The organism is Burkholderia sp. LMU1-1-1.1, from assembly GCF_040675865.1.
In the GTDB taxonomy this organism is placed as follows: Bacteria; Pseudomonadota; Gammaproteobacteria; order Burkholderiales; family Burkholderiaceae_D; genus Rugamonas.
The window spans coordinates 1-232 of sequence record NZ_JBEGHG010000080.1; the positions used below are offsets into that span (position 1 = coordinate 1).

A 232-nucleotide genomic window follows, 5' to 3' on the forward strand; every position below is an offset into this window, starting at 1 on the left:
CAGAGTTGTTTCACGGTCCTGTTCGGGATGGGAAGGGGTGGGACCAACTTGCTATGGTCATCAGGCATTGACTTGTACGAGCCGCGTTCTTGTGAACGTTGCTCAGAATCTGGAAGTAGTAAGTAATATGGGTAATGAAGTTGTATCAACGCTCGCACAACGTACTTCTCATTCACCACAACCTGCTAAGGTTATAGGGACAAGCCGTACGGGCAATTAGTATCAGTTAGCT

Annotated in this window: 1 rRNA gene; it reads right to left on the reverse strand. The window is 47.4% G+C overall.

What is annotated here, in order from left to right:
* Positions 1–65: ribosomal RNA gene (gene rrf / locus MRBLMU1_RS32770) — 5S ribosomal RNA — on the reverse strand; the annotation flags it as partial.
* Positions 66–232: the final 167 nt, after the last annotated feature.